We start from the raw sequence: 20,576 nt of genomic DNA on the forward strand, positions 1-20,576 counted from the left end.
GTCCCGGACGTCTCGGGTGAGCAGGCTCCTGGCCGGCGCGGGGGGACCGCACCGGCCAGGGCCCGCGCCGGGGCTACTGCTTCACGAGGAACAGCTCGCGCACCTGGAGCAGGTCCACGTCACCCGCGAAGCCGGAGAACTTCTCGTACTCCGCCGGGGTGATGCGGGCGCGGGGCAGCAGGATGGACTCCGCGATGGAGAGCGTGCGGCCGTCCTGCTTCTCCGCGCGGGTGAAGCGGCCGAACTCGCTGTCCACCTTCAGGCTGGCCTGCGGGTCGCTGAGCTTCCAGCCCTGGGGCAGCGTGAGGGCGACCTGCGTGCGGGTGGACTCCGTGTCGTCGATGTAGAGCGGCGTGGTGCGGGTGGACAGCTGCACGTAGCGCCGGCCCAGGAGCGCGGGGAAGGTGAGGGGGCCCAGCGCCATGCGGCTGTCGCCCTCCACTCGCCCGAAGCGCGGCACGGTGAACGCGTAGCGCAGCACGAAGGGCGCGCCGACCTCCTCCAGGTGCTCCAGCTTCACGGAGCTGAGCTCCGCGCCGCCGAAGTAGCGCGCCACCGCGCCCTGGAGCGCCTGGTTGCGGCTCTCCGCGGAGAGCTGCTCGAAGGCGTCGGCGATCTGCGCGGCCTCGAAGCCGGAGTAGGTCTCCTCGCCCTGGCCGCTGAGCTTGCCCTCGGCGGTGAGCTCCAGGGTGAGCTTCACGTCCTTGCCCGCGCGCGGCTTGAGCGGCGGCGTCTTCACCTTCTGCAGCGCCTTGCCGGGCTCCGGCAGCAGGTACGCCTCGCGCTCGCCCATGGCCGCCTCGGGCAGCTCGCCGAAGGGGCCGAAGCGCACGGACGTGTCCAGCCACACCGGCTGCTCCCCCGGCACCTCCACGCGCAGCGCCGCGTAGGGCAGCAGCGCGTCCGCGGGGAAGAGGTACGTCGCGGGGTCGGTGTTGAAGGTGCGCACCGCGGCGATGCGCGACGGGATGCCCAGGGACTCCAGGCCCGCCTTCATCACGGTGAGCCGGCTGCCCCGGTCCTGCGCCACGGTGGAGGCGGCGGACTGCGCCAGGCTCGCGTCCCGCCCGGAGAAGCGCTTCATCACCGCGGCGTGCAGCGCCTTCACCGCCTCCAGGCCCTTCTTGCCCTGCGTGGCCTGTCGCGCGAAGTCCTCCACCTCCGAGGTGAGCAGCCACCGGTCCTGGAACGCGTCGCCGTACACGCGCGCCAGCCCGTCGTTGCCCGTCTCTCCCGCGCCCACCATCACGAAGGGCAGGTACTCATTGCCGGACGGCGGCGCGTCCGGCTCCGGGATGAACGGCGGCACGCGGCGCGCGTCGTAGTGGAACACCTCCACGTCGCCCTTCACCTCCGGCGGCGGCGCCTTCATGCCGTGCGCGTCCACCTTCATGCCGCTGCCCTTGGGCGCGACGACGGTGTACGTGCTCCACGCGTTCGGCTGGTTGGCGATCTGAAAGTAGAAGGCGGACGCGGTGAAGCCCGGCTGCGCGGGGCCGCGGTCGTTCTCCGCCAGCAGGTACTCCACCTCCACGGAGTCGCCCACCTGCACGCCGGGGAGGCTGACGGTGTCCTTGCCCTCGAAGTTCTCCGGCTCCAGCACGCGGCCGTCGGACTTGAGCGTGCGCAGGGCCAGCACCTGGGCGCCGCGCGGGAGGTTCACCTCCGCGATCTCCTGCACGCCCGACTGCTCCAGCGCCTTCTGGATGGTGTGGATGCGGTTGACGAGCGACCCGTCCGGGAACGCCTGCACCGCCGCCGCGTCCAGCACGTACGCCGCGGAGCTGCCGCCGGTGACGGGCGCCGCCTCGTAGGCCTTCAGCGCCTCCTTCCCGTCGATGGCGTACGCGGCCAGCAGCTCCCTGCCCGACTTCGCGCGCTCCACCGCGCGGCGCAGCGACAGGTCGCTGCCGTCCAGCTTGAGCGCCTGTTCACGCAGCTTGAGCGCCTCCGCGCCCTGGCCCGCGTACTCGCGCACGTCCGCCAGCCGCTTGAGGATCTCCGAGTTGCGCGGCCACACCGTGGCGAGCGACTGGAGCACGTTCGCCGCGTCGTCGTAGCGGCGCAGGCTCACGTAGGTGGCGGACAGCGACGCGGCGGTGGTGAGGTTGTCCGGGTCCTGGGTCAGCAGCTGCTGGTAGCCCTTCGCCGCGCCCTCCAGGTCCCCGCGCGTGCGCAGGTGGTCCACCCTGCGCGCGTCCGCGCCGGGGCAGCCCTCCTGGGCCTTCACCAGGTCGTCGGTGCGCGCCACCGCGTCGCGCCTGCGCGCCAGCGAGTACTGGAGCCCCAGCGCCTCGCACAGCCCCGGCTGGGCCTCCAGCGCCGACGCCAGGGCCACCTCCGCCTGCGCGTCCACGTCCAGCGCCAGCGCCGCGCGGGCCAGCAGCAGGTGCACCGGGAAGCCCGCGGGCTTCACCGCGTCGCGCGCCGTCTTCAGCGTGTCCAGCGCGGTGGCCGGCTGGCCGTCATCCAGGAAGAGGTTCGCGCGCAGGAGCAGCGCGCTCACGTTCCCCGGGTCCTTCGCCAGCGCCGCCTCCAGGTCGCGCGTGGCCCGGCCGCGCGCCACCTTGGACGGGATGCCGCGGTCCTGCGCGGCCTGCTCCGCGCGCAGGGTGAGCAGCGCGGGCGTCGTCGCCTCCAGCTTCGACATCAGCCGCTTCGCGCCGTCCGGGTCGCGCGCCAGTCCGTCGCGCACCGCGAGGAACGTGGCCAGCGTCTCGCCGGCCTCGCCCTGGAGCGCCTGCGCCAGGTCCTCCACGCCCGGGTACAGGGCGGGGGCCTCCGCCTCGCCAGGGGCCGATGCGCTCCAGCGCGGCGCGGGCCCGGTGGCGGCGGTGAGGCGCACCTGGGCCGCGCTCCCGTCCGCCTTGAGCAGCGCGAAGGTGAGGCCGCCCTGGGTGTTGTCCCGGGACATCTTCACCACGAAGCGGTGCTTGCCGGCGGGAAGCTCCAGCGCCCGCACGCTCACCGTGGACGCGGTGCGGGCCCAGTCGCGGCGCTCCAGCACGGGGGCGCCGTCCATCATCACGCGGTGCGACGTCTGGCTCACCGTGCGCAGCACGTACACGCCGGCCTGCGCCACCTCCGCGTCGATGCCCAGCGCGTACATGTCCCCGTGGCCGGGCTCGCCGCCCAGGTCCAGCCGGCCGTCCGGCGCGCGCAGCGTGCGCACCGCGAGCGGGCCGAACGCCCCGGTGAAGGGCCCCGTGAACGCCCCGTCCTTCTCCGGCGCGAGCGCCTCGTCGATGGACAGCACGTGGAAGGGAGAGAAGGGGCCCACCAGCGTGGCCTCGCTCGCGCCGCCCAGGTCCTTCAGCGTCTGGGCCTGGCTGGCCGCGTCCGCGCGCAGGCTCGCCACCGCCAGGCGCGCGGCGCGCAACAGGTAGGCCGTCTCTCCCTGGGCGCCGGCGGCGAGCCCCGCGTCCACGCCCTTCAGGATGGTGTCGTCCTCCGCGCGCGACGTGCCCACCCGGTCCAACACATAGCGGGCGGCGATGGCGGCCACCGGGTGGCGCGGGGCGCGCTTCACCACCTCCAGCGACGCCGCGAGCGCGCGGTCCGACTGGCCGTTGCGCCGCGCGAGCAGCGCCTGCCCCTCCAGGGCGTACGGGTCGCCCGGGTCCTGCTTCACGGCGGCGTCGAAGCGCTCCTGCGCCAGCTTCGCGTCCCCCGTGACGAGGTACGCGTGGAAGCCCGCGAACGCGAGCGTGCGCGCCTCCGCGTCGCCCCGTCCGGCGCGCTCGGCGGCGGATTCGAGCACGTGGGGCGCGACGACGGAGGACGGCCGGGGGCAGCCGGTGAGGCCAGCGACGAGGGCGAGCGCGGTCAGGCCGCGACGAAAGGTGCGCATAGGGGAGCCGAGGGATAATGCAATCCCCCCGGAGAGGCCATATTCCCCTTGCGGTGCGTGTCCGGGAACGGCCCTGGCTGTTCCCCTAGCGGCGCTTCGTGGACTTGGCGGGGGCCGCCTTGACTGGCTGGCGCTTGGGCGGGGGCGGCGGGGGCGTCACCTTCTTGGGGACCACCGCCTTCGCCGGGACCGTATTGGACGCCACCGTGCGCGCGGGCTGCTGCTGCGGGGCCACCACCATGGGCGTGGACGGGGCCTCCGCCACGGGGACGGGCCGATCCACCGTGTAGGTGAACCCCTCGAAGCTGCAGGTGCCCTCGATGCAGCCGACGGCCGGCGCGGGGGGCTCGCCGAACTGGCCCTGCCAGTCCGGGCCCAGGTCCAGGGGCTCCGCGATGGGGCGCTGATCCTTGCCCTGCCCCACGAAGGCCTGCATCACGCCGTCCTCCGTGACGAACAGCTCCAGCCGCGCCTCCCCCGCTGGGGACGGGAGGCCCAGCATGGTGCCGCGGCGCTCGCCCAGCGCCCACTCCAGGGCCAGCGGCGCGCCCGCGCCGTGGTGCACGAGCGCCACGAAGCGGCCCTCGCGGCCCGTCAGGAGGATGGCGGCCACCGGATCCGGCGGCGGACCCTCCAGCACTTCCTTCAGGCGGCGCACCCAGGTGGGCGGAGGCGCTTCGGCGCGCACGCGCGCGCTCAGCCGCGCGACGCCGCCCACCAGCCCCATCACGTCCACGCGGGCGCGGCCCACGCGCAGGTTCGTCTTGTTCTCGGACTGGGAGCGGTCGTCCTCGGACCCGGCCCAGTCGTCCCGGGGCGGGAAGACCAGGGCCTTGTTCTCGAAGGAGAGTCGCCGGCCGGCCACCAGGAACTGCGGCGAGTCCGGCCCTTCGCCCATGGTCACGCGCCGCTTGTCCGGGGTGACATCCTCCAGCCGCCCGGGGCCGTTGCGAGGCGCGTCCGCGCCCAGCTTCCCCATGATGGCCGCGCCCGGCATCACCTGCGTGTGCACCTGCCCGCTGCGGTGCCACGCCACGCCCAGCACGCCCAGGGCGGCCAGCACCACCAGCAGCGCGGCCGTCTGCGCCACCACGCGCGCCGCGCGCCGCACCGCGTGCTTCACGCGCTGCATGCGCGTCATCCGCAGGGGCGGCATGGACAGGAGGCTGCCGGGGACCAGCGGCTCCAGGTCCGCGATGAGCGCGCTCACGGAGGGGTAGCGGTCGTCGGGATCCGGCTTGAGGCACCGCATCACGATGGCGTCCACGCGCGGGTCCAGGCCCGGGCGCTTGCGCGACGGCGGGTCGAAGGTGCCCAGGGGCACCTCGCCCGCGAAGGTCTCGTAGAGGATGACGCCCAGGGAGAAGATGTCCGCGCGCGCGTCCGCGCTCTTCGCGTCCACGCGCTGCTCGGGCGCCATGTACGAGATGGTGCCCATGGACACGTGCGTGGACGTGAGCGCGTAGCGCGACGCCACCGTCGCGTCGTCCAGGAAGGACGCCAGCCCGAAGTCGGACACCTTCGCGATGCCGCCGGCCTGCTGATCCAGCAGGATGTTCTCCGGCTTCAGGTCGCGGTGGATGACGCCCCGGCCGTGCGCGTACTCGATGGCGCGGCAGATCTCGAGCATCCGCCGCAGCAGCAGGGGCGTGTCCAGCTGAGGGCTGCGCATCAGCTCGCGCAGGGACGGGCCGTCCACGAACTCCATCACCAGGTAGTAGGTGCTGTCCGTCTTCCCCTTGTCGACGATGGCGACGACGTGGGGGTGGCTCAGGGCCGCGAGCGCCGCGGCTTCCTTCTGGAAGCGCGCGATGAACGACGGGTCCTTGGCCAGCTCCGGGTTGAGCAGCTTCACCGCGACGGTGCGGCCGAGCGACAGCTGGGTGGCCTTGTGGACCTCTCCCATGCCGCCCGCGCCGACGAGCTTCTCCAGGCGGTAGCCGCTGATGAGATCCGGAGTCCGGGGACGGCTGATGGCGGTGGGCTCAATCGAGGACATGGGCGGGGCGCAGGGCGGCGAGGGTAGCAGAAACGGGACGCCGCGTTACCGCTCCCCACCGCCCCCGGAGGGCCCCTCCCGTCCGCCCGGCGGCCGGGCAGCCATGACCCGGGGTGCGGCTCAGGTATCCCCGGCGACGGGGCGCAGCACGCTGGTGAGGTTGGTGCGCACCTGGGACAGCGAGGTGCGCATGTTCGCGTGCCGCACCGACGCGCCAATCGCCCGCGCCAGCGACTTGAGCAGCGACACCTCTTCCGGGCGCCACACGCGCGCCTGGCGGCAGTCCTCGAACGCCACGAACCCCCACCACTGCTTGGCCGGGACGATGGGGCACATCAGGACGGACTGGACGCCCTGGCGCTCCAGCAGCTCGCGCATCATCGGCGGCGCTTCACGGGAGGCGCAGGACACCACCATCCCCGCCTCCAGCATGTCCGTCCACGCCATGGCGTAGTCGCGCAGCGCCAGGGCCCGCAGCACCGGGTGCGCCAGCGGCGACACCACGCCCGGCTCCGCCCACGCGTGGCGCAGGTCCGTGAGGAAGCGGCCCGCCAGGTTCGTGGTGCGGTTCTCGAAGATGCAGGCGCGATCCACTTTCAGCGTGCGGGCCACCATGCCCAGGGCCTCGGAACCCGTGGCCGGGCACAGACCCTTGTCCAGCAGCAACCGCGACGCTTCGGACACCTTCGTGAACGCTTCCACCATGACCGTCTCGCTTGAAGGGGGGGAGGGGGGCGCCCCTTCCTGTCGCGGATGAGCCGTCATCCACGCAAGTCACATTAAGCAGGATTCCTTTGTTCCTGTCAAATGGTGGTTTGGCTGAAATCACGAGAAGCAGAGAGAGGCGTGGTTCGGACTGTTGAAACGACGACAGGGGCACCCTCGTGAGAGGGAGCCCCTGTCGGGCACCGCGTCCTGCCCATCCTTGGAAATGGGCGGCCGGTGGAGAGGGATCAGCCCTCGGTCTTCGTCTCGGGGGTGGTGGCCTTCTTGTCGGCCTTCTTGCCGGCCTTCTTGCCCGCCTTGGTCTCGGTCTTCGTCTCGGCCTTCACTTCACCCTGCGCCGCGGGGGCGGGGGCGGCGGCCTCGGTCTTCGCCTCGGCGGCGGGAGCGGGCTGCGCGGCGGGGGCGGCGGCCGGGGCCGGGGTGTTGGCGAAGGCGGCGGAAGCGGCGAACAGGGCGGCGACGATGACGGTCTTCATGGTTGGCTCCGGGGACGACACGCCGACGCGGAATTGCATCGGTTGTTGTCCTGTCCCTTGAGCACCCGCCGTGCCAGCCCTGGTTTTGAGCAACTTCGAGGGTTTCCCGGTGTGGGAGCGGATTCGCCCTGGGGAGAATCTCCTCAGTTGTAATTGCAACGATGGGTGCAAGCTCCCCAGGCAGGCGCACGTTGCTTTGACGGCAACGACGCTCTTCTGCAAGCTGCACCGCGTTCTCCCATCCCGAGCGCCACGCGCCGGGACCTTGAATGGAGGATGAAGCCCGGTCGTCCTCGTCGTGCATGTCGCGCGACCCGGCGTCGGGAGAGATGGCGTATGCGGCACCTGCTGGTCGCATGGAGTATGGCGTCGCTGGGAGTGGGATGCGCCGCGACCATTCCGCCCGAAGTCCTCCAGGCCCAGGTGTTGGAGACGGAGCGGTGGCAGCGCGAGTACCAGGCCGAGCGCGAGCGCACGGAGTCGCTGGCGGCGAAGATGGCGGCGCTGGAGTCCGCGCTGGAGGAGCTGGCCCAGGAGCGCGCGGAGGCGGAGCAGGCTCGCGCTGAAGCGGAGCAGGCGCGCTCGACGACGGCGGACGAGCTGGCGCGGCTGGAGACGGAGCGCCACGCGTTGGAGGAGCACAACGCGCAGCTGCTGGCGCGGCAGCGTGAGCTGGCGGCGCTGCACGAGGAGCTGTCGGACGTGTGGTACGAGTCCGCGCTGGAGCGCGCGCGCCGGCGCACCCAGCCTCCCCTGCCGGGCGAGTCCTCTCCGGCGGCCACCCGGCCGGTGCCGTAGGTCTTTCGCGGGCGTCCTCACGAGGGACGCCTGCTTCCTCTTCGGATTCTCCAAAGGAGTGTGCCCGTGGCGACGAACTCGCGGAGACAGATCCGTGGCTACCGCACGGGCTTCTTCTTCGTGGTGATGCTCTTGTCGGGCGTCACCGGCTTCATGCTCCTGACGGAGGTGCGCACGGGGCGTCAGGTGGACGCGCTGGTGCTGGAGGCCCTGGAGCGCGCGAGCCTCATTGGCCGCATCCGCGTGGACGTGATGTCGCTGGAGTCCGCCATCGAGGCGCACGTGCGCGCCAGCGGCGACGCCGAGCGCAAGGAAGCGGACGCGGTGATGGAGGACATCCTGGGCAGCATCCGCCGGGCCTCCGAGGCGTACATGCGCCACCTGCCGCCGGGGGAGAAGGAGGTCTGGCTGCGCTTCAACGGCGCGTGCCAGGCGCTGGCGGATCAGGTGCGCGCGGTGGCGGTGTTCTCACGGCAGCGCGACGCGGAGCGCGCCCGGCGCCACCTGGTGGAGAGCATCCGTCCGATGGCGGCGGAGGTGGACCAGCTGGCGGGACAGCTGGCCACGGAGAACGCCTCCGACGCGCGCGTGCTGGTGGGGCGGCTGGGCACGCTGCGGGTGCGCAACACGGCCCTGGGCGCGGCCACCACGCTGCTGGCCATCCTGCTGTCCATGCTGGTGGGCTGGCACATCATGTCCCTGCTCAAGCGCCAGGACGCCACCATCCAGGGGCAGCTGGAGGAGCTGGGGCGGCACAACCAGGAGCTGGACGCGTTCACCCGCCGCGTGGCGCACGACCTGATGGGCCCGCTGTCCCCGCTCAAGGGCTACCTGACGCTCATCCGCCGCTCGGGCGCGGTGAAGGACCCCGGCGCGCTGGAGATGATCTCCCAGTGCGAGTCCAGCGCGGTGCGCATGGGCGAGCTGATTGAAGCGCTGCTGCGCTTCTGCCGCGCGGGCACTCGGGGCGACGGGACGCAGGGGGAGCTGGACACGGCGGTGAGCACGCTGCTGTTGGAGGTGAGCCAGACGGCGTCGGCGCTGGGCGTGGCGCTGGAGCGCGAGCTGGAGCCGGGCGTCCGGGTGGACTGCCCCGCGCAGCTGCTCCAGGTGGTGGCGCGCAACCTGCTGTCCAACGCGGTGAAGTACACGGCCGGGCGGCCGGATCCCCGCGTGAAGGTGCGGGTGGCGACGGAAGGGGCGGACGCGGTGGTGGAGGTGACGGACAACGGCCTGGGCATGAGCGCGGCGACGCAGGCGTCGCTCTTCCAGCCGTTCTTCCGGGCCGCGGAGGTGCGCGGCATTCCGGGGCACGGCCTGGGGCTGGCCACCACCCGGCGCGTGGTGGAGGCGCACGGCGGCACGCTCACGGTGCACTCGGAGGAGGGCAAGGGGACGCGGATCCGCGTGCGGTTCGCACGTGTCGCGCGCGCGCAGGCGCCGCATGTGGTGGAGTCCGGGCCGCAGTCCGGCGACTCCTCCATCCGCAAGGCCTCATGAGCTCATCCCGAATCCTCGTCGTGGACGATGACCCGCATGCGCGGGACCTGCTTCAACGCCTGCTGGGCGTGCTGGGTCCGGTGACGCAGGCGGCGGATCCCAAGGGCGCGGCGGAGCGCATGGGCGAGCAGCCCTTCGACCTGGTGCTCACGGACATGGCGATGCCCGACCCGGGCGACGGCCTGAAGGTGCTCCAGACGGTGAAGTCGAACCTGCCGGACACGCCCGTCATCGTCGTCACGGCGTTCGGCAACATCGAGGGCGCGCTGGACAGCATCCAGCAGGGCGCCTTCGACTACCTGTCCAAGCCGTTCGACGTGGACGCCATCATGCGGGTGGCGAAGCGGGCGCTCGAGCAGAAGCGGCTGGTGGAGGAGAACCGCACGCTGCGCAAGCAGGTGGAGCGCACGTCGCTCGTGGGCCGCAGCCAGGCGCTGCTGGAGGTCTACAAGCAGGTGGCGCGCGCGGCCACCAGCAACGTGCCGGTGCTCATCACCGGTGAGACGGGCACGGGCAAGGAGATGGTGGCGCGGGCGCTGCACAAGCGCTCGGCGCGCTCGAGCGGGCCGTTCATCCCCATCGACTGCGGGGCCATCACCGAATCGCTGATGGAGAGCGAGCTGTTCGGCCACGCGAAGGGCAGCTTCACGGGGGCCTCGGGCGCGCGGCGCGGCCTGTTCGAGGAGGCCAGCGGCGGCACGCTCTTCCTGGATGAGATTGGCGACGTGGGGATGAAGGTCCAGTCGCAGCTGCTGCGCGTGCTCCAGGAGGGGGAGATCCGCCGCGTGGGCGAGAGCGTCCCCGTGAAGGTCGACGTGCGCGTGCTGGCGGCGACGAACAAGGACCTGAAGGCCCGGGTGACGGAAGGGCTGTTCCGCGAGGACCTGCTGTACCGGTTGGACGTGGTGCACCTGCACCTGCCGCCCCTGCGCGAGCGGCGTGAGGACATCCCGGCGCTGGTGGAGCACTTCGCCGCGCTGCACGCGCGAGGCGGCGTGAGGCCGGTGGTGACAGCGGACGCGATGGCGCGGCTCACGGTGTACGACTGGCCGGGCAACGTGCGGCAGCTGGAGAACGTGATGGCGCGGGCGCTCGCGCTGAACGTCACGGGCGTGCTGGGCCCGCCGGACTTCCCGGAGCCCATTGGTGACGCGCCCAAGCGGCTCACCGGACTCGCGGGAGACCTGCCGAGCCTCGCGGAGCTGTCGCGGCGGTACGCGGCGCACGTGCTCCAGCATGTGGGCGGCAACAAGAGCGAAGCGGCGCGCCTGCTGGGCGTGGACCGCAAGACGCTCTACAAGTTGCTGGAAGCCCCCGAGCAGCCCGAAGCCATTCCGCCCGCGGAAGGCCGGAGCTGATCCGCCCCGTCCGGGACACCGCCGCACGGCGGGATTCGGCGGTGGGGGGCGACGCTTTCCGCCGCTCGCGGCAATCGCCGTTCGGAGCGCAAGCCCTGCCCACCCACGCGGTCCGCCGCGCAGGAGATCGCACCTGGGCCGACGTTGAGGATGTCAGCGCGGACCCGTAGCGTTGCGGCCTGTATGCGCCGCTGGTTCCTCCTCGGACTTCCCCTGATGTTCTTCGCGTGCGCTCCGGTGGAGCCTCCCGTTCCCCTCGCGGCAGCGGATGCGGGGGGCGCGGTGCCCGAGGCGGAGCCGGCAGCCGTGACCTCCGCTCCCGAAGCCGAGCCACCTCCCACGGAGTCCGCGCAGGCGCTGCGCTCCGCGTGGCAGGCCACCGCCCCCGCGCCGTCGGATGACGGCGGCGTGCCGCACGCCACGGCTTCGGCGCTGGTGGGGCTGGTGGATCCGTCGGAGGACGCGGGCGCGGGCAGCGCGCTCGCGTTGTCGCTGGAGCCTTCGTTGTCGCGGGCCTCGTTTCCCGGCTCGAGCACCGAAGCGCTGCCGGGCGAAGAGGAGCCGCAGGTCATCACCGAGTCCGAGGTCCCCGTGCTGGAGCTGGGGCCCGATGGTGAGCCGGTGATCGACGCGGAGGACTCCGCTCCGGAGCCCGCTTCACCGGAGGCCATCGCCGACACGACCGGCTCCGCGCCGCCCACCCTGGAGCCGCGCCCCGGCTCGGGCGTGAACGGGCCGCCCCCCGCCGTGGATCCGATGTCCGGCGCGGGGACCGATGACGACGAGGGCGCCGTCGCCGAGTCACCGTCCGACGTCGCGGACGCGGGCCTGGAGCCCTTCGCCATCCCCTACGCACCGGACGCGGGGTCGCTGCGGGTGCGCCGCTCCATCGCGGTGCGCTCGGAGCCCCGGCAGGACTCGCCGTCGTTGGGCACGGTGGCCCAGGACATGCGCGTGCGGTGGAAGGGCGCGATGCGCGGCCCGGACTGCGACACCTGGGTGCAGTTGGAGCCCCGGGGCTGGGTCTGCGAGCGCTACCTGGAGCAGAACTTCCGCGAGCCTCGCGTGCGCACGCTGCCCCGCGTGGACGAGGGCGCGCTCACGCCCGGCATCTACGCGCGCGTGGTGGGCCGCCGCGTGCGCGCCTACCCCAGCCTCGCGCTCGCCCGGAAGCGGCGGCAGGGCGTGCTGCTCAAGGGCTCCGTCACCGTGAAGCTCCTGGGGCAGGTGAAGGTGGGCCGCCGCACGTTCTGGCGCACCTCGGAGGGCCAGTACTTCGAGGCGCGCGTGCTGCGCGAGCACCGCCCCTCCGACTTCAGCGGCCTGGACGCGGAGGCGCTCGCGGCGCTGCCCATGCCCTTCGCGTGGGCGCAGTCGCGCGCCGCGCCCCGCTCGGACGTGGTGGTGCGCCGCGCCCCGGAGCCGCGCGGTGAGCGGCAGACGGTGCTCCCTCCCCGCACGGTCGTCTCCGTGCGGGAGCTGTCCCCGGATGGCCAGTGGGTGCGCATCGCGGAGGACCACTGGGTGGCGCGCGACGACCTGCATGTCGCGTGGTCGCTGGCGGCGCCGTCCATCGTGGAGCCCGGCGCGCGGTGGCTGGACGTGGACCTGGAGGCCCAGGTGCTCATCGCCTACGAGGGCGACCGCCCCGTCTACGCCACGCTCATCTCCTCCGGCAAACCCGGCACCGACACCCCCGAGGGCCTGTTCCGCGTCTGGGTGAAGTTCGCGGAGGCGGACATGACCGGCCGCATGGGCAGCGCCAGCTACCGCGTGGCCACCGTCCCGTGGACGATGTTCTTCGAGGGCGACTTCGCCCTGCACACCGCCTACTGGCACGACCGCTTCGGCGAGCCCGTGAGCCACGGCTGCATCAACCTGGCCCCGAAGGACGCGCGCACCCTCTACGCGTGGACGACGCCCGACGTGCCCACCGGTTGGTCCATGGCCCACGCGATGCCGGACGACCCGGGCACCTGGGTGCGCATCCGGGGACAGGCCCGGGAGCAGCCCCGGAAGCGCCGCGGCGGCGCGGCCGTCGTCGCCACCGTCCGCGACCTGTAGCGCTTCAGCCGCCCATCACGGACACGGTGACGCGGCGGCGGTGCGGCGACGTGCGGTGCTCCCAGAGGTAGACGGCCTGCCACGTGCCCAGGTCCGCCTCGCCGTCCTTCACCGGCACGGTGAGGGACACCTGCGTGAGCACCGCGCGCACGTGCGCTGGCATGTCGTCCGGGCCCTCCGCGTCGTGCTGGAAGAGCGGGTCCCCGTCCTTCACCAGCCGGGAGAAGAACGCCTCCAGGTCGCGCTGGACGACGGGGTCCGCGTTCTCACCGATGATCAGCGACGCGCTGGTGTGGTGCAGGAACAGCGTGCACAGGCCCTCGTGGATGCCGGTGCTCTTCACCGCCCACTGCACCTCGCCGGTGATGTCCACGAGCCCCCGGCCCCGCGTGGACACCGTCAGCTCCTTCGCTTGATACACGCGGACCTCCGTTCTGCGGGTCAGCGCTCGTCCAGTCGCTTCACGAGGAACGCCGCCAGCTGCTCCAGCTCCTCGGTGATGATGGTGTGCCCGCCATCGAAAGGTAGGAACTCCACCGGCATCCCCGCCCCGGTCAGCAGGCCGCGCAGCCGCTCGCCTTCCGCGTACGGGAGCACGGCGTCCTGGCGGCCATGCCCCTGGAACACCGGCAGGGACGGCCGGGCGTGGGCCTTCGCCTTCCACTCCTCGCCGGCGACCTGCGCCCCCGACAACAGGCACAGCCCCGCGGGGGACTCCTCCAGCCGCAGCGCCACGTCCGTGGACATCATCGCGCCCTGGCTGAAGCCGCCCAGCACGATGCGCTGGAAGGGCAGCTGGAGCGCGGCCACCGTGCTCATCAACGCCCGGCGGGCGGCGGGCATCCCCGGCGGCACGGCCAGGGAGTACTGCTCCCAGTCGCGCTGCTGGCCCATCAGGATGGCCATGGGGATCTCGAACCACGCGCGGCCGCCGGCCATGCCCAGGTGCTCCAGGGTCAGGGGCGCTTCCGGGAAGACGAAGCGCACGGCCTCCGCGAGCCGGGGCGCGGCGTTCATCAGCTCCGGCGCCAGCGCCACCAGGTCCGAGCCGGGTGCGCCGAAGCCGTGGCTCAACACCACCGCCAGCGCTGGCTTCGCGCCCTCGGGGAGCGCGTCCACCACGTGGCAGTTCAGCTCTCCCAGCTTCGTGCGCACGTGGCGCGGACGGAGGCTCACGGCTGCGCGTCGCTGATGGTGATGTGCTGGATGACCATGTCCGTGTCCGGCTTGTCCTGGCGGTTGCGCGGCGTGTTGGCGATCTTCTCCACCACGTCGTAGCCCTTCACCACCTCACCGAAGATGGTGTGCCGGCCCTTGAGGAACTGCGGGGTGGACGTGGTGATGAAGAACTGGCTGCCGTTGGTGCCCGGGCCCGCGTTGGCCATGGCCAGCAGGCCCTTCTTGTCGAAGTCCCGGTTGCTCTGGAACTCGTCCCCGAAGCGGTAGCCCGGGTCGCCCCGGCCGGTGCCCGTGGGGTCGCCGCCCTGGATCATGAAGTCGGGGATGACGCGGTGGAAGATGACGCCGTCGTAGAGCGGCTTGCCCTCCTCGCGCGCGCGCGTGCGGGGGTTGAGCCACGGCTGCTCGCCGGACGCGAGCCCCACGAAGTTCGCCACCGTCTTGGGCGCGTCCTTGGAGAAGAGCTTGAGCACGACGGTGCCCTGGTTCGTCTCCATCGTGGCCCAGAGGTCCTGGCCCTCCAGCGCCTTCTTCTGGAAGCCCGTCGCGGCGGCCGCGTCCGTCTGGAGGCTCAGCGTGCGGGGGGCCGCGGTGTTCGCGGGCGTGTTCTGGGAAGGCGACTTCGCCCCCTCGGGCTCCTTGTCCTTGGAGCACGCGGTCAGGGCGAGGCAGAGGAATCCAGCGGTCAGGAATCGGGTGCGCATGGGGCGCGCATCCTAGCGGCTTTCGACCGGGCTCCAGCGTGTTAAAGAGAGCGTCCATCCCCGGAGGTTTCGCCTGTGACAACCGGACAGGAATGGCTGGTTGACGCGAGCGGCTGCGCGCCGGAGCGGCTCAAGGACGCGGCCGTGCTCGCGGCCCTCTTCGAGGAGCTGATCGTCCTGATGGACCTGAAGGTCGTGGGCCAGCCCCAGTGGCACGTCTTCCCGGAGCCCGGCGGCATCACCGGCCTGGCGCTCCTGGCTGAAAGCCACCTGACCCTCCACACCTTCCCCGAGCACGGCTTCGCCGCGCTCAACGTCTATTGCTGCCGCACCCGCGCGCGCCCGGACTTCGCCGCGCTGGCGGCCCGGCACCTGGGCGCCACGTCCTGCCGCGTGCGCGAACTGTCGAGAGGGGTGGAGGCGTGACGCAGGGGGCGTGTCCGTCGTGTGGCGCGAGCGTGGAGTTCAGCGCGGGTTCAGCCCAGGTCGTGGTGTGCGGCCACTGTCAGACGATGGTGGCGCGCGTGGGCGCGGAGCTGGAGGCCCACGGCAAGGTGTCCCGCGTCGTGGAGACGGACTCGCCCTTGCGCCTGGGGCTGGAGGGCCGCGTCAACGGCACGGCGTATCAAATCGTCGGCCACCTCCAGAAGGACCACGGCGCCGGCCCGTGGGACGAGTGGTACGTGGAGCTGTCCGACGACCGCACCGGCTGGCTCAGCGAGTCCGAGGGCGCCTTCCACCTGCTCTTCACCGGCGGGGTGGAGGAGGGCATCCGGCTGGAGGACCTGCACCCCGGCGAGCGCCTGCGCCTGCGCAACCGCCCGCTGGTGGTGGAGGAGCGCGGCCACGGGCGCGTCGTCGCCGCGGAGGGCCAGCTCCCCAGCGACGTGGATCCAGAGGCGGACAGCCATTACGTGGACGCCACCGGCCCCCGCGGCCTGTTCGTCACGCTGGACTTCGGTACGCGCGACCGCGACCCCGAGGTCTTCCTGGGGCAGAAGCTGGAGCTGACGCAGCTGGGCATCCCGCCCGGGGAGCTGCGCCCGCGTGTGCGCAAGGCGCAGTTGCAGCAGGCGCGCTGCACGAACTGCAACGGCCCGCTGGAGCTGCGCGCGCCGGACCAGACGCTGCGCGTGGCGTGCCCGTACTGCGGCGCGCTGATGAACGTGGCCGAGGGCAAGCTGTCCTTCATCCGGCTGCTCCAGAAGCCGGAGCTGCCGGCGGCCATCGGCCTGGGGCAGAAGGGCACGCTCGATGGGGCGGAGTGGATCTGCATCGGCTACCAGGAGCGTTCGTGCGTGGTGGAGGGCACGCGCTACCCGTGGATGGAGTACCTGCTCTACCACCCGGCGCGCGGCTTCACGTGGCTGATGGAGTCCAACGGCCACTGGGTGTTCCTGAAGCCCATGGCGGCCGGTGACGCGAACGTCGTGCCGCAGGTGTCCGCGCACTACCAGGGCCGCCGCTACAAGGCCTTCCAGTCCGTCACCGCCGTCACCGACGCGGTGGTGGGCGAGTTCTACTGGAAGGTGTTCCAGGGAGAGAAGGCGCGCGCCACGGAGTACGTCGCGCCGCCGTACTCCGTGAACGAGGACGCCACCGACAACGAGGTGACGTACACGCACGGCGAGTACCTGCCGCCAGCGCGGGTGCGCGAGGCGTTCGGGCTGAAGGCGCCGCTGCCTCCGCCCCGGGGCATCGCGCCCAGCCAGCCCAACACGCGCCGCGCGGCGATGAAGCAGAACATCCTCTGGTCGCTGGGGTGGCTCTTGGGCCTGTTCGCCCTGTCGGCGTTCCTGCACGCGCGGGCGCTGAACGCCCAGGTCCTGGACCTGACGGTGCGGCTGGACAAGAACGCGGCGTCGGGCACCCCCAGCGCCATGCACTTCAGCGAGCCCTTCGAGCTCACCCGGAAGGGCAACGTGCGGGCCCAGGTGACCATGGGCCATGCGCTCGACAACTCCTGGGTGGGCGTGCAGGGCGACCTCATCAACCAGGACACCCAGGACGTGGTGAGCTTCTACGAGGAGGTCAGCTACTACCACGGGAGCGACAGCGACGGCTCCTGGAGCGAGGGCGGCCAGCAGGGCAGCGTGTTCCTGTCGTCGCTGCCCCAGGGCCGGTACGTGCTGCGCACCACCACGTCGTTCGACGCGAGCCTGGGGCTCAAGGCGGCGTCCGGGGCGGCGCCCATCGACTACCGGGTGGTGCTCACGCACGACACGCCCAACGAGAGCTGGTTCATCATCGCGCTGGGGCTGCTGCTGGTGCTGCCGGTGCTGTCGTTCCTCGGCGCCAACAGCTTCGAGACCGAGCGCTGGAAGGAAAGCAACCTGTAGCGCGGAGGCCCGCGTGGGAAGCGCGGTGGGAGGTGGACGATGAAGTACCTTGGCGGGCTCGTGCTGCTGGCGTACGCGTGGGCCACCTATACCGGCTGGGCTCCGTTCAGTGACGAGGAGCGCGGGCGGGTGACCGGGGACGTGCGGCGCGGTCCCGGCGGTGTGCTGCTGTGGACCGGTGGATTCATGGGAGGCAAGTGATGCTGTTGCTTGGAGTGGTGGTCACGCTGCAGGGAGTGCTCGCGAGCGTCATCTATTCGCTCATCGGCCTGGTGGTGTTCGTGGCCGGCTTCTACGTCATCCGCCTCATCCTCCCGTACGACGTGCACAAGGAGATCGAGGTCGACCAGAACACCGCGCTGGGCATCGTCATCGGCTCCTTCATCCTGGGCCTGGCCATCATCATCGCGGCGGCCATCAGCGGCTGAAACACGTGACGCTTTGAACAAGACGCTGCTCTTCCTCACCGTCCTCGTCATCGCGACGTGTGGGCTCATCTACGAGCTCATCGTCGGGACGCTCGCCAGCTACCTGCTGGGGGACAGCATCACCCAGTTCTCCACCGTCATTGGCGGCTACCTGTTCGCCATGGGCATTGGCAGCTACCTGTCGCGCTTCGTGGAGCGCGGCGTGGCCCAGCGCTTCGTGGAGGTGGAGCTGGCGGTGGCGCTCGTCGGCGGCCTGTGCGCGCCGATGCTGTTCCTCACCTTCACGCTCACCAGCGTGTTCCCCGTCGTGCTGTACGGCAGCGTGCTGGCCATTGGCACGCTGGTGGGGCTGGAGATTCCCCTCCTGCTGCGCATCCTGCAGGACCAGCTCAAGTTCAAGGACCTGGTCAGCCAGGTGCTGACGTTCGACTACCTGGGCGCGCTCGCCGCGAGCGTGGCCTTCCCGCTCCTGCTGGTGCCGAAGCTGGGGCTGGTGCGCACGTCGCTGCTCTTCGGCCTGCTCAACGCGGGCGTGGGGCTGTGGAGCACGTGGCTCTTGGCCCCCGTGCTGGCCAACCCCGTGCGCCTGCGCATCAAGGCCGTGGCGCTGTGCGTGGGGCTGCTCGTGTGCTTCGCGCTGGGGGACCGGCTCACCACCTTCTACGAGGACCAGCTCTACGCGGACGAGGTGGTGCACGCCACCAGCTCGCCCTACCAGCGCATCATCGTCACGCGCGGCAAGCGGGGCTTCTCGCTGTTCCTCAACGGCAACCTCCAGTTCGCCAGCATCGACGAGTACCGCTACCACGAGTCCCTGGTGCACCCGGCCATGGTGCGCGCCCAGAAGGTGGAGCACGTGCTCATCCTGGGCGGCGGGGACGGGCTCGCGGCGCGCGAGGTGCTGAAGTATCCGGATGTGAAGAGCGTCACGCTGGTGGACCTGGACCCCGCCATCACCGGGCTCGCCACGGGCTACAAGGAGCTGGCGGCGCTCAACCACCACTCGATGACGCACCCCAAGATGCGCGTCATCAACACGGACGCGATGCAGTTCCTGGCGGAGGGCGCGAACACCTGGGACGTGGTGGTGGTGGACTTCCCGGACCCCAACAACTTCGCGCTGGGGAAGCTGTACACGACGGGCTTCTACAAGATCCTCAAGAAGCGCCTGGCGCCGGGCGGGGTGGCGGTCATCCAGAGCACCAGCCCCCTGTTCGCGCGGCGCTCGTTCTGGTGCGTGGAGACCACGCTCAAGGCCGCGGGCTTCTGGACGCAGCCGTACCACGCGCTGGTGCCGTCCTTCGGGGAGTGGGGCTACGTGCTGGTGGCGCAGGAGCAGCCCGGCCGCCACCGCCCGCTGCCGGAGGGGCTGGCGTTCCTGGACGAGGACACGCTGGAGGGGCTCACCCGCTTCTCCCCGGACATGTCGCCCCTGCCGGCGGAGGTGAACCGGCTGAACAACCAGGTGCTGGTGCATTACTACGAAGAGGAATGGCGCCGGTGGAACTGACGCGGCGCGAGCTGGTGGCCGCGTTCCTGGGCGCCTCCGTGGCGAGCGCCTGTGCGCGGCAGGGCCCTCGCGCGCCGGTGCCGGGCGCCATCGTGGACCGGGCGGTGGACACCGGCCACAAGCTGCGGGGCGGGCCGCTGCCGCGCGCGGAGGCCGTGGAGCCGGTGGACGTGCTGATTGTCGGCGCGGGCGCGGCCGGGCTGTCCGCCGCGTGGCGCCTGTCCGCCGCGGGGGTCCGGGACGTGCGCGTGGTGGAGCTGGAGGCGGAGGCCGGGGGCACGTCGCGCTCCGGCCGCAACGGCGTGTCCGCGTTCCCGTGGGGCGCGCACTACCTGCCCTCGCCCCTGGAGGACCGGGGGCCGGTGATGCGCCTGCTGCGGGAGATGGACGCCGTCACCGGCGTGGACGCGGAGGGCCGCCCGTCGTTCGCGGAGGAGCTGCTCATCCAGGAGCCCGACGAGCGCGTCTTCTTCCGGGGCCACTGGTACGAGGGGCTGTACCTGCGCGTGGGCGCGAGCGCGGAGGACCTGGCGGAGCTGGAGCGCTTCGACGCGCGGATGAACGCCTTCGCCGCCGCGCGCGACGCGAAGGGGCGCAAGGCGTTCGCCGTGCCGGTGGCGCTCTCCAGCGACGACGCGGAGTGGACCGCGCTGGACGCGCTGAGCATGGCGCGGTGGCTGGAGGCGGAGGGCTTCCGCTCGCCCAGGCTCAAGTGGTTCGTGGACTACGCGTGCCGCGACGACTACGGCACCACCGCGGAGCACGTCTCCGCCTGGGCGGGCATCTGGTACTTCGCCGCCCGGCAGAACGGCACGGGGGAGCGCGGCGACGGCTTCCTGTCCTGGCCCGAGGGCAACGGCCGGCTGGTGAAGCAGCTGGCCGCGTCGCTGGGGCCGCGCCAGCTGGAGACCCAGGTCCTGGTGCACACCGTGGAGCCCGGGGAGGCCGGCTGCCGGGTGCACGCGCTGGATGCGCGCACCGGGGCGCCAAGGGCCTTCCAGGCGCGGCAGGTGGTGCTGGCGTGCCCGCGCTTCGTCGCCGCGCACGTGGTGGCGCCCTGGCGCGAGGCCCGTCCGGAGTGGATGGACGCCTTCGCGTACAGCCCGTGGGTGGTGGCGAACCTCACGCTGTCCGGGCCGCCGGTGTCGCGGGGCTTCCCGCTGGCCTGGGACAACGTCTTCTATGAGAGCCGGAGCCTGGGCTACGTGGTGGCCACGCACCAGTCGCTGCGCCAGGACGCGCGCGGCCCCACGGTGCTCACCTGGTACCTGCCCATGGCGGGGGGGGATGTGAAGGCGGAGCGCAATCAGGCGCTCTCCGCCACGTATGCGGACTGGGAGGCGCTGGTGATGGCGGACCTCCTGCCGGCGCACCCCGGGGTGGGCGCGCTCGCGCAGCGGCTGGAGGTGCAGCGCTGGGGCCACGCCATGGTGCGGCCCCAGCCGGGCTTCCTTTGGGGGGAGGCGCGCCGCGCCGCGCAGGAGAGCCTGGGCCGGCACCTGCACTTCGCGCACACGGACCTGGGCGGCATGGCCCTCTTCGAGGAGGCCAACTGGTTCGGGGTGCGCGCCGCGGAGCGGGCCCTGTCGGGAATGGGACTCAAGAGCACCAGTTGGCTGTAGCCGTCACACCGGGAGGGCAGGGC

17 protein-coding genes are annotated in these 20,576 nt (G+C 72.1%); 10 read left to right on the plus strand and 7 right to left on the minus strand.

The genetic code is table 11. The features are described from left to right. Positions 1-73: 73 nt before the first annotated feature. The 4 genes from FOF48_RS00860 to FOF48_RS00875 all read right to left on the minus strand — a co-directional run bounded on the left by FOF48_RS00860 (position 74) and on the right by FOF48_RS00875 (position 7,051). Entirely contained in the window at positions 74-3,850 is a 3,777-nt protein-coding gene (locus FOF48_RS00860) for a DUF3858 domain-containing protein (protein WP_143897789.1), read from the minus strand. Between the two features lie 85 nt (positions 3,851-3,935). Further along, positions 3,936-5,849 carry a serine/threonine-protein kinase gene (locus FOF48_RS00865; protein WP_143897791.1) on the minus strand — a complete coding sequence of 638 codons (1,914 nt, stop codon included), beginning with the start codon at positions 5,847-5,849 and terminating at the stop codon, positions 3,936-3,938. Between the two features lie 120 nt (positions 5,850-5,969). Beyond that, the gene (locus FOF48_RS00870; RefSeq protein ID WP_143897793.1) at positions 5,970-6,554 is read right to left on the minus strand and encodes a GAF domain-containing protein; all 585 of its coding nucleotides are present in this window, start codon (positions 6,552-6,554) and stop codon (positions 5,970-5,972) included. 248 nt (positions 6,555-6,802) lie between these two features. Beyond that, positions 6,803-7,051, minus strand: a complete 249-nt coding sequence (locus tag FOF48_RS00875; protein ID WP_143897795.1) for a hypothetical protein — start codon at positions 7,049-7,051, stop codon at positions 6,803-6,805. Positions 7,052-7,387: 336 nt separating this feature from the next. On the opposite strand from FOF48_RS00875, the gene FOF48_RS00880 reads away from it, so the two are divergent. From FOF48_RS00880 to FOF48_RS00895, 4 genes are all read left to right on the plus strand, one after another. Further along, on the plus strand, positions 7,388-7,849 hold the full coding sequence (locus FOF48_RS00880) for a hypothetical protein (protein ID WP_143897796.1): 462 nt from the start codon (positions 7,388-7,390) through the stop codon (positions 7,847-7,849). Positions 7,850-7,915: 66 nt separating this feature from the next. After that, the gene (locus FOF48_RS00885) at positions 7,916-9,349 is read left to right on the plus strand and encodes an ATP-binding protein (RefSeq protein WP_143897798.1); all 1,434 of its coding nucleotides are present in this window, start codon (positions 7,916-7,918) and stop codon (positions 9,347-9,349) included. Continuing rightward, positions 9,346-10,707, plus strand: coding sequence for a sigma-54 dependent transcriptional regulator (locus FOF48_RS00890; RefSeq protein ID WP_143897800.1), 1,362 nt, complete (start codon positions 9,346-9,348; stop codon positions 10,705-10,707). The genes FOF48_RS00885 and FOF48_RS00890 overlap by 4 nt, the downstream gene beginning before the upstream one ends. 306 nt (positions 10,708-11,013) lie before the next feature. Continuing rightward, entirely contained in the window at positions 11,014-12,771 is a 1,758-nt protein-coding gene (locus FOF48_RS00895; RefSeq protein WP_255441788.1) for a L,D-transpeptidase family protein, read from the plus strand. Between the two features lie 4 nt (positions 12,772-12,775). Here the strand turns inward: FOF48_RS00895 and FOF48_RS00900 are convergent, their stop codons facing one another. The 3 genes from FOF48_RS00900 to FOF48_RS00910 are packed head-to-tail and all read right to left on the minus strand — an operon-like array spanning position 12,776 to position 14,654. Then, on the minus strand, positions 12,776-13,192 hold the full coding sequence (locus tag FOF48_RS00900; RefSeq protein ID WP_143897802.1) for a secondary thiamine-phosphate synthase enzyme YjbQ: 417 nt from the start codon (positions 13,190-13,192) through the stop codon (positions 12,776-12,778). A 20-nt stretch (positions 13,193-13,212) separates the two neighbouring features. Continuing rightward, the gene (locus tag FOF48_RS00905) at positions 13,213-13,947 is read right to left on the minus strand and encodes an alpha/beta hydrolase (RefSeq protein ID WP_143897804.1); all 735 of its coding nucleotides are present in this window, start codon (positions 13,945-13,947) and stop codon (positions 13,213-13,215) included. Beyond that, positions 13,944-14,654: a peptidylprolyl isomerase gene (locus FOF48_RS00910; RefSeq protein ID WP_235685277.1), complete on the minus strand. Its 711-nt coding sequence runs from the start codon at positions 14,652-14,654 to the stop codon at positions 13,944-13,946. Before FOF48_RS00910 ends, FOF48_RS00905 begins: the two co-directional genes overlap by 4 nt. 75 nt (positions 14,655-14,729) lie before the next feature. On the opposite strand from FOF48_RS00910, the gene speD reads away from it, so the two are divergent. The 6 genes from speD to FOF48_RS00935 are packed head-to-tail and all read left to right on the plus strand — an operon-like array spanning position 14,730 to position 20,553. Continuing rightward, positions 14,730-15,080, plus strand: a complete 351-nt coding sequence (gene speD, locus FOF48_RS00915) for an adenosylmethionine decarboxylase (RefSeq protein ID WP_143897806.1) — start codon at positions 14,730-14,732, stop codon at positions 15,078-15,080. Then, on the plus strand, positions 15,077-16,993 hold the full coding sequence (locus FOF48_RS00920) for a DUF4178 domain-containing protein (protein WP_143897808.1): 1,917 nt from the start codon (positions 15,077-15,079) through the stop codon (positions 16,991-16,993). The genes speD and FOF48_RS00920 overlap by 4 nt, the downstream gene beginning before the upstream one ends. 39 nt (positions 16,994-17,032) lie before the next feature. Beyond that, positions 17,033-17,194, plus strand: a complete 162-nt coding sequence (locus tag FOF48_RS36230) for a hypothetical protein (RefSeq protein ID WP_186001712.1) — start codon at positions 17,033-17,035, stop codon at positions 17,192-17,194. After that, positions 17,194-17,421, plus strand: a complete 228-nt coding sequence (locus FOF48_RS00925; RefSeq protein ID WP_014393984.1) for a DUF350 domain-containing protein — start codon at positions 17,194-17,196, stop codon at positions 17,419-17,421. Before FOF48_RS36230 ends, FOF48_RS00925 begins: the two co-directional genes overlap by 1 nt. Before the next feature lie 13 nt (positions 17,422-17,434). Next, positions 17,435-18,931 carry a polyamine aminopropyltransferase gene (locus tag FOF48_RS00930; protein WP_143897810.1) on the plus strand — a complete coding sequence of 499 codons (1,497 nt, stop codon included), beginning with the start codon at positions 17,435-17,437 and terminating at the stop codon, positions 18,929-18,931. Continuing rightward, positions 18,913-20,553: an FAD-dependent oxidoreductase gene (locus FOF48_RS00935; RefSeq protein ID WP_143897812.1), complete on the plus strand. Its 1,641-nt coding sequence runs from the start codon at positions 18,913-18,915 to the stop codon at positions 20,551-20,553. The genes FOF48_RS00930 and FOF48_RS00935 overlap by 19 nt, the downstream gene beginning before the upstream one ends. Positions 20,554-20,576 lie beyond the last annotated feature (23 nt).

Origin of the sequence: Corallococcus sp. Z5C101001 (genome assembly GCF_007352635.1) — a bacterium.
Taxonomy (GTDB): domain Bacteria; phylum Myxococcota; class Myxococcia; order Myxococcales; family Myxococcaceae; genus Corallococcus; species Corallococcus silvisoli.